This is a genomic window from Demequina sp. (assembly GCF_024642165.1).
GTDB lineage: Bacteria > Actinomycetota > Actinomycetes > Actinomycetales > Demequinaceae > Demequina.
In genome coordinates this window covers 1-8,008 of record NZ_JAHEBP010000092.1, presented here as the reverse complement: position 1 = coordinate 8,008, position 8,008 = coordinate 1, and the positions used below count along the sequence as shown (strand labels likewise).

The window sequence follows — 8,008 nt, the reverse complement described above, 5'->3', positions numbered from 1 at the left end:
TGGGACAGGCGGGACGATGCGCGGCTACCAGCGCATACAACGGCGAAAGGCCCCTCCCGAAGGAGGGGCCGGCGGGCGCGAAGCCCCGCGAAATCGCGACGTCGGGGTGACAGGATTTGAACCTGCGACCCTCTGCTCCCAAAGCAGATGCGCTACCAAGCTGCGCTACACCCCGTCGCGCCGCCGTGCGGCGCGGTACCCCGCATCGGCCGGGCTCGGCTACTCTAGTACGCGCCGAGCAGACGTCATCGTCGGCGGGCTTCGCGGGTGTAGCTCAATGGTAGAGCCTCAGTCTTCCAAACTGATGGTGCGGGTTCGATTCCCGTCACCCGCTCCATTTCCCGGCGCCCGTGAGCGCCCGCTCACAGCGCGGCCCGCGCCTCCCTCAGCACCATCACCCGGCCGAGCGCCGTCAGGAACCGATCGACGGCGGCCGCGTCGATCGTGAGCGGCGGCTTGATCTTCAGCACGTTCTTGTGGTCGCCGGTGGGTTGGACGATGACGCCCTCGTCGAGCAGCGCCTCGCAGATCTCCGTGGCAGCGCTCGGATCCGGGTGGTCGGGACCCCCGTCGACCACCTCGACGCCCAGGTAGAGACCCATGCCGTGGACCGCTCCGAGTGCGGGATGACGGGCCGCGAGCGCCCGCAGCCCGTCCGCGAGCGACGCCCCCACGTCGCGCGCGTTGTCCTGGAGGCGATCCTGTTCGAGCACGCGCAGCACCGTGGCGCCCACCACGCAGCCCACCGGACTGCCACCGGCGGAGGAGAAGAACGAGCCCTCCGCGGCGAACGCCTCCGCGATCGCCCGGGTGGTGATCACGGCGCCCAGCGGGTGGCCGTTGCCCATGGCCTTGGCGACGGCGATGACGTCCGGCACCACCCCCTGCTGCTCGAAGCCCCAGAAGTGCTCGCCCAGCCGGCCGTAACTCACCTGCACCTCGTCCGAGACGCAGATCCCTCCGCGCGCGCGCACCGCCTCCCAGACGCCGGCGAGATAGCCGTCGGGCAGCAGGATCCCGCCGCCGTTGCCGAAGATCGGCTCGCTCACGAATCCGGCGAGGGCCACGCCCGCGGTGTCGAGCGCCTCGATCCGCCCCAGCGCATCCTCGAGGTAGCGGTGCCCCTCCGCCCCGCGGTGGATGCCGCGGTACGTGTTGGGCGCGTCGAGCAGGTGCACCCAGTCGGGACGGGTCGCCAGCGCCCCCGGGTTGTCGCCAAGGGACGTGGAGATCGCATCGGCGCCCACCGTCCAGCCGTGGTACGCCTCGGTGAGCGCCAGGACGTCCGTGCGACCGGTGGCGGCGCGCGCGATCCGGATCGCGAGGTCCACCGCCTCGCTCCCACTGTTGACCAGCAGCACCGCGTCCAGGCCGTCGGGCGCGCGCGCGGCGAGCGCCTCGGACAGCTCCACCACCGCGTGGTAGTGGAACCGCGAGTTGGTGTTGAGGCGACGCAGTTGCGCCCCCACGGCGTCCGCGAGCCGTGGCTCACCATGGCCCAGGATTGCGACGTTGTTGATCATGTCGAGGTAGCCTCGGCCGGCGGTGTCGATGAGGTGGTGGCGCCAGCCGCGCTCGATCTGCGGCGGCGCCGCGTAGTAGTGCTCCTGCACACGCGCGAACGCCCGGTCGCGGGCGGCGAGGAGGTCCGCCGCCGTTCGGGGCGAGGGCCCAGTGCCCCGGGACGATGCGGCGGTCGGGTCCCTCCCCACCAGCGCGGCGGGGTCGGGGCACAGCGTGAGCCACGCGTCCTCGTGGCCGGGCGCCACCAGGGCCGGCGGGGCGAGGTGCGGCAGCATGCATTGCCACACCAGCACCGCTGCGACGCCATCGCCCGCGTCCGATGCGCGCGCCACCAGCGCTCCGCGCGCGACCCGGGTGCCCACGGGCACCGTTGCGTCGACTCCGCGCAGGTGGACGGCTCCGCCGCCGTCGATCGACAGAGACACTCCGCCGTCGGGCGTCGAAAGGATCACCCCGTCCGCGGGGGCAGTCACCACCGTGCCCGGATCCACCGCGAGCGCGCGGCCGGTGAGGACAGAGCGAGGCGGGGCGGCGCCGGCGGCCTCGGGCAGCAGCAGAGCCTCGCCGAACCGGGTGACGGCGCCGCCGTGGCCCTGACGCGCCGCGGCGAGCGCCCGGCGCAGGGTCGAGGGGTCGCGCCAGGCCCCGCCGTCGTACGCGGGCGCGGTGACCGAGAGGTCGACCTCGGGGGCACCCGCGAGGCCGGCGATCATCGGGGTGAGCTCGACGGACCCGGGTCCAGGGATCCTTCCCAACGCGTGCCGCACCAGCAGCTCGGCCTCGTCGAGCGCCCAGAGCGTGGCGCGCTCCAGCATCCGGGCCTCGAGCGGTCGCCGGGCGCGGGCGTAGTCGTTGTCCGGATCGGCGGCGAGCACCTGCTCCCCCGCCGCGGCCAGCACCACGGCCCGCTGGACCACGAGCGGCCAGACCGCCACCACCTCGGCCTCCGTGAGCGGGGCGACGCGATCGAAGGCCGCGATCGCGTCGAGCGCGTCGTGCAGGGCGTCGCCGTCGTACTGGAGCAGCGCGCACGCGCACACCGCGATCTCCGCGACTGTCCACCCGTGTCCGACGTCGCCGAAGTCGATCACGCCGGCGATGCGGCCGTCGCCGTCGACCACCACGTTGTCGACGGTGAGGTCTCCATGGATCGCTTGGACGCGCAGGCCATCGCGCACGGGCGCGAGCCGGACCTCGGCCGCGCCGAGCACTGCTTCGAGCCGGTCGCGCTCCGGCGCCCCCAGCCGCGGGGCCGCCTGGTCGAGCACGAGGCGGGCGCCGCGCAGGTCCCAGTACCCGTCCGCGGGCAGTCCGGGATGGGCGAAGTCGCGCAGCGCCGAGGACATCGCACCGGCCGCGGCGCCCAGCTGGGAGGGCAGCCCAGCGGCGAGGCGCCGGGCGCCCACCGGTGGGGACCCCGGAAGGAAGTCGAGGAGGCGCATGCGCACCCGCGCCCCCGAGTCGAGCTCCACCTCCTCGACCTCGCGTCCGGCAACGGAGACGTGCGCCGCGGGCACCGTGGGGACCGGACCGTCGCCGGGCGCGGTCCGCAGGTGCGCGAGCACGGCGTTTTGCGCCTCGAGGGCCTCCAGTGGGATGCCCGGGTGCGAGACCTTGAGGAGCAGCCGGCGCCCATCCCCTGCGGTGAGCAGCAGATTCTGGTCCTCGTTGCTGCCCAGGTCGCGGTGCTCGGCGACGTCGACGTCGAAACGCTCCGCGGCGAACTGGGCCGCGTCGGATGAGGTGAGGCCCGCCGGGCCCGGCGACGTCGATGCGTTCATGATGAGCGCATCGTCGCACGCGGCCCGGCCCCGCGCCCACGGCACGCTCAGGCGCCCGGCGCGGGGCGCATCGTCCCTGTCAGATGGACGCCTGGGTGAGCGACGCCAGCTCGTCGTGCGACAGGTCGAGCGTCATGGAGGTCAGCAGCGGCGCCAGCTGCTCGACGTTGCGCGCCGAGGCGATGGGCGCCACCACCGTGGGCTGCGCGCGCAGCCAGGCCACCGCCACCGCGGCCACGGGCGCCGAATGCGCGGCGGCTACCTCGTCGAGCGCAGCGAGCACCCGCCGCCCACGGTCGTCGAGGTAGGAGGCGGCGGCCTCGGCGCGCGGGCTGTCCACCGCATCGGCGCCGTCGCGATACTTGCCCGCGAGGAATCCCTTGGCGAGCGCGAAGTACGGCAGCACGCCCAGGCCGTGGCGCTCGGCGGCGCCGCGAAGCCCGCCCTCGAAGCCACGCTCGACCAGGTTGTAGTGAGGCTGGAGCGCTACGGGCCGGTGCAGGCCCTCGCCGTCGACGGCGGCGAACCACTCGTCGATGCGCTCGGGCGTGTAGTTCGAGATCCCGATCTCGCGCACCAAGCCGTCGTCGACCAGCCGGCTGAAGGCGGCGGCGGTGTCCGCGAGCGGCGTCTCCGCATCGTCGAAGTGGGCGTAGTAGAGGTCGATGCGGTCCGTGCCCAGCCGGGCGAGCGAGGCCTCAGCCGCGGCGCGCACGTTGTCGGGCGCCAGGCCGCGGAAGCTCGGGTGCTGCGACACCTTGGTCGCGATGAGCACGCGGTCGCGGTGTCCGCGCGATGCTGCCCACTCGCCGATGACGGTCTCCGACTCGCCGCCCACGTGGCCGGGCGCCCAGGCCGAGTACGCGTCCGCGGTGTCGATCATCGAGCCGCCGCCGTAGACGAAGGCGTCCAGGACCGCGAACGATGCGTCGCGGTCCGCCGTCCAGCCCAGGACATTGCCTCCCAGCGCCAACGGCGCGTGCGAGAGGTCGAGCGATCCGAGCGTCCCGGCAGTGATCTCCGTTGTCATGGACGCGTCAACCGGCGCTGTCCGCGCGACATTCCGCAGCGAGCGGCGGGCGCCTGCGGTCAGAACAGCCCGATCACCACTCCGGCGATCGCGAGTCCCACCATGTCGTGCGCGGCGTCGATGAGCGTGACGGTGGGGCTGCGCAGGGCGAACCCGTTGTGGATCGCGTGCGCTCCGCCCCGAAAGATGAGGCCCACGGCGGCACCGAGCAGGAGTCCGCCGGACCAGTCGTCGATCCCAAGCGCGTTCATCAGCATCGCGAGCAGCACCACGCCCAGGAGGTTCGCGACGATGGTGCCCGCGAAGGCAGCGCCCATGTTCGCCTGCTCCATGCGCTCGTCGGTGACGCCGGCCTGGGTGCGCCAGATCTTCCAGAATCCGGCCGGCGAGTACCACCACCAGCCCACGGCGAACGCGACCACGAACGCGACCAGCACGGCGATCCAGTTGATCCCCTCGAACGTGAACCAGTCCATGACCCCTCCCCGGGTCCGGGGCGCCGCGACGCGGGGCCTAAGTGCAGAGTAGTGACCGGCGACACTCAGCTACCCGCAGGAGGATGAAAAGTCTCAGAAGCGTCGGTGAACTGCCCGTAGCGGGAGTGAGGCGGGGGCGGGGGCGAGGTGGGGCAGGGGCGACAGCGCTAGACGAAGGCGCCGATGATGGCCCCCGCCGCCGCGAGCGCCAGCACGTCGTGCAGCCCGTTGATGACGGTGAGCGTGTGGGGGCGAAGCTCGAACCCGTTGTGGATCACGTGGTTGCCCACCCGGAACACCAGCGCGATGAAGGCGCCGAACAGCGCTCCCCCTCCCACGGACAGCACGGAGAGCTCGACCATCAGCACGTTGACCACGATGGCCGTCACCAGCAGCACCACGCCCGTCGCGGCGAAGCGCGCGGGCGACGCGCCGCGCAGGTCCTCCTCGGTGAGCCCCACCAGGCGCATCCAGGCGCGGCCCAGGAGGCGCTCGTGGTACCAGACGGCGCCCACTGCGAAGCCCGCGACGGTGGCCAGCAGCACCGCGATCCACTCGATGTCGCTGGGGGTGAACCAGTTCACTCGCTGCCCCTCTCCTCGGTCACGGCGGCGATGTCCTCGAGATCCTTCTCGAGCGCCTTCTGCGTCGCCTTCATGCCGGCGCGGCCGAATACCAGCCATCCGATGCGCTGCGCGGGTCCCGGCTCCGGGGTCTCGGCGCTGAAGTCGACCTTGATGTGGGTGCCGGTGTCCGTGGGTTCCAGGGTGAACTCCGTGACGTAGACGGTGCCGCGCGACTCGGAGCGCACGGTGGTGGATCGCGGCTCGTCCACCGCGGTCACCCACATCTCCTCGGTCTCTTCGCGGCCCCACATGCGGCGGGTCTCCCGCCACCGCACGCCCACCTCGTACCCGTCACCCTCGACCCTCTCGATGGCGACGATCGCGGACATCACCTCGGTCGCGTAGTCGAGGTCCGTGATGACGCCCCACACCCGTGCGACGTCCGCCGCGATCTCCCGTTCCACACTGACGCTGTGCCCGACCATGACAGTCCCCTCTCCCGCACTCGCCCCAGGCTAGCCGCCGAGCGCTCGCGCGCACGCGAGGACGTCAGGAGAAGTGCCTGATGAGGTCCCCGATGTCCGCCTTGAGGCGCACGGTCCCGCCGAGCGTGAAGAACGTCGCGATGGCCTTGCGCATCGCGCGCTCCGCGATACTCGGGTTGGCGTTGTAGACGTGGAAGACGCGGCTCACCCGCGTGCCGTCCTGGGACTCCTCGAGCAGGGTGGTGGTGGTGAACGAGCCGTCGGGGCCCACCCTTTCCTGCACCAGCCTGCTGTAGGGCTCGGCCTCGACCGTGGTCAGGCGCACCACGATGGGCTCGCCGCCCCCGTCACGCTCGGTGATCTGCAGCACGTGGCCCACCTCGCCCGGCTCGCCCTCCTCGGTCGCCGCCTGCGTGACCATGGAGAAGACCTGGACGCGCAGCTCCGGCACGGTGAGCACGTGCCACACGTCCTTGGCGGAGGCGCGCACCGTGCCCTCGCGCTCCACGGACACATCGAGCGGGCCGGACATCGGGCCTCCTTGGGACGGGCCGCCGCACGGGGCCACTGGTCCCACCGTAACCGCAGCGCCGCCGCAGCGGCAGTAGCGGGGACGATGCGTCGACCGAACCTCGCCGCGCAGGTTGCCTCGCCCCCCGCACGGCGATACCCTGACCCTCGAGCACACGAAAGGTCAGGTCCATGAGCATCGAGCGCCGTGCGGTCCCCGCACCCGCCTCTGCCCGCCTGTCCTGCTCCACCGCCAGCATGTGCTGCTGCATGTGCGCCTGCTGCTGTCTCTAGAGCGCTGGCATCGCCTCGGACGAGGCACCACCATGGCCTGCCGCCAGCGCTCGCCCCGGCATCGATAGCGATGCTTTCGCGTTGACCCTCATGAATCCCATCCCCGCACGGAAAGAGAAGCCATGTCCCGCATCTACCAGGACGTCACCGCCCTCATCGGCAACACTCCGCTCGTCAGAATCAACGTCCTCGCGGACGGGATCGACGCGACGGTGCTCGGCAAACTCGAGTTCTACAACCCCGCGAGCTCGGTCAAGGACCGTCTCGGAGTAGCGATCGTGGACGCCGCCGAGGCGTCGGGCGAGTTGAAGCCGGGCGGCACCATCGTCGAGGCCACGTCCGGCAACACCGGCATCGCGCTCGCGATGGTGGGTGCCGCCCGCGGCTACAGCGTGGTGCTCACCATGCCTGAGACCATGTCGAAGGAGCGTCGCGCGCTGCTGCGCGCCTTCGGTGCCGAGCTCATCCTGACGCCCGGCCCCGAGGGGATGCGCGGGGCCGTCGAGGCGGCCAACGCGATCGCCGCGGAGCGCCCCGGCTCCGTCCTCGCGCGCCAGTTCGCCAACGAGGCCAACCCGGAGATCCACCGTCGCACCACCGCGGAGGAGATCTGGAACGACACGGACGGTGAGGTCGACATCGTGGTCGCGGGCGTGGGCACCGGCGGCACCATCACCGGCGTCGGCGAGGTGCTCAAGGAGCGCAAGCCCTCCATCCAGATCATCGCGGTCGAGCCGGCGGAGTCCCCGATCCTCAACGGCGGCCAGCCCGGTCCCCACAAGATCCAGGGCATCGGCGCGAACTTCGTGCCCGAGATCCTCAACACCGAGGTCTACGACGAGGTGTTCGACGTCGACGCGGAGACCGCGGTGGCCACCGCGCGCGCCGCGGCACGTAAGGAGGGACTGCTCGTGGGCATCTCCTCCGGCGCCGCGCTGCACGCGGCGATCGAGGTGGCGAAGCGTCCCGAGAACGCCGGCAAGACCATCGTCGCGATCATCCCGTCGTTCGGCGAGCGCTACCTCTCGTCCGTGCTCTACGCGGACCTGATGGATTAACCAGGTCCGGTCCCGCGTTCGACTGTCCGTCACCGCCCCCACCCGGAAGGTTCCCCGATGGCATCCGAGATCGGAGTGCTCGCCCGAGCACTCGAGGACATCCGCACCGCGCAGCGGCGGGATCCCGCCGCGCCCGCGTGGTGGGTGATCGCGGGTTCCTACCAAGGTGTGCACGCCGTCTGGTACCACCGGGTGGCGCACTGGTTGTGGCACCGTGGGCTGCGCTCGTACGCACGGCTGGTCTCTCAGCAGGCCCGCCGCGCCACGGGCATCGAGATCCACCC

General features: G+C 72.0%; 7 protein-coding genes, 2 tRNA genes and 1 pseudogene. 3 read left to right on the top strand and 7 right to left on the bottom strand.

All coding sequences use genetic code 11. The features are described from left to right. Nucleotides 1-101: 101 nt before the first annotated feature. Nucleotides 102-175, bottom strand: a tRNA-Pro gene (locus tag Q0L54_RS08730). 88 nt (nt 176-263) lie between these two features. Between Q0L54_RS08730 and Q0L54_RS08725 the strand changes: the two genes are divergently transcribed. Beyond that, a tRNA-Gly gene (locus Q0L54_RS08725) sits at nt 264-337 on the top strand. Nucleotides 338-362: 25 nt separating this feature from the next. Here the strand turns inward: Q0L54_RS08725 and Q0L54_RS08720 are convergent. From Q0L54_RS08720 to Q0L54_RS08695, 6 genes are all read right to left on the bottom strand, one after another. After that, nucleotides 363-3,305 carry an aminotransferase gene (locus Q0L54_RS08720; protein WP_296667256.1) on the bottom strand — a complete coding sequence of 981 codons (2,943 nt, stop codon included), beginning with the start codon at nt 3,303-3,305 and terminating at the stop codon, nt 363-365. Nucleotides 3,306-3,384: 79 nt separating this feature from the next. Then, entirely contained in the window at nt 3,385-4,335 is a 951-nt protein-coding gene (locus Q0L54_RS08715; protein WP_296667253.1) for an aldo/keto reductase, read from the bottom strand. A gap of 59 nt (nt 4,336-4,394) precedes the next feature. Further along, nucleotides 4,395-4,811 carry a DUF1761 domain-containing protein gene (locus Q0L54_RS08710; protein WP_296667251.1) on the bottom strand — a complete coding sequence of 139 codons (417 nt, stop codon included), beginning with the start codon at nt 4,809-4,811 and terminating at the stop codon, nt 4,395-4,397. A 167-nt stretch (nt 4,812-4,978) separates the two neighbouring features. Beyond that, a complete protein-coding gene (locus Q0L54_RS08705; protein ID WP_296667249.1) occupies nt 4,979-5,395 on the bottom strand; it encodes a DUF1761 domain-containing protein in 417 nt (138 codons plus the stop codon). Next, nucleotides 5,392-5,862: an SRPBCC family protein gene (locus Q0L54_RS08700; protein WP_296667247.1), complete on the bottom strand. Its 471-nt coding sequence runs from the start codon at nt 5,860-5,862 to the stop codon at nt 5,392-5,394. The genes Q0L54_RS08705 and Q0L54_RS08700 overlap by 4 nt, the downstream gene beginning before the upstream one ends. Before the next feature lie 64 nt (nt 5,863-5,926). Further along, complete coding sequence (locus tag Q0L54_RS08695) at nt 5,927-6,394, bottom strand: SRPBCC family protein (RefSeq protein ID WP_296667242.1); 468 nt, start codon at nt 6,392-6,394, stop codon at nt 5,927-5,929. A gap of 394 nt (nt 6,395-6,788) precedes the next feature. On the opposite strand from Q0L54_RS08695, the gene cysK reads away from it, so the two are divergent. Further along, a complete protein-coding gene (gene cysK, locus Q0L54_RS08690; protein ID WP_296667240.1) occupies nt 6,789-7,724 on the top strand; it encodes a cysteine synthase A in 936 nt (311 codons plus the stop codon). A gap of 57 nt (nt 7,725-7,781) precedes the next feature. Then, nucleotides 7,782-8,008 (top strand): annotated as a pseudogene (locus Q0L54_RS08685) (serine acetyltransferase); the annotation flags it as partial.

Excerpts from the sequence above, each read along its gene's own strand:
- Q0L54_RS08720 (WP_296667256.1), bottom strand. The coding sequence starts at position 3,305 with ATGAACGCATCGACGTCGCCGGGCCCGGCGGGCCTCACCTCATCCGAC.
- Q0L54_RS08700 (WP_296667247.1), bottom strand. The coding sequence starts at position 5,862 with ATGGTCGGGCACAGCGTCAGTGTGGAACGGGAGATCGCGGCGGACGTC.
- Q0L54_RS08710 (WP_296667251.1), bottom strand. The coding sequence starts at position 4,811 with ATGGACTGGTTCACGTTCGAGGGGATCAACTGGATCGCCGTGCTGGTC.
- cysK (WP_296667240.1), top strand. The coding sequence starts at position 6,789 with ATGTCCCGCATCTACCAGGACGTCACCGCCCTCATCGGCAACACTCCG.
- Q0L54_RS08715 (WP_296667253.1), bottom strand. The coding sequence starts at position 4,335 with ATGACAACGGAGATCACTGCCGGGACGCTCGGATCGCTCGACCTCTCG.
- Q0L54_RS08695 (WP_296667242.1), bottom strand. The coding sequence starts at position 6,394 with ATGTCCGGCCCGCTCGATGTGTCCGTGGAGCGCGAGGGCACGGTGCGC.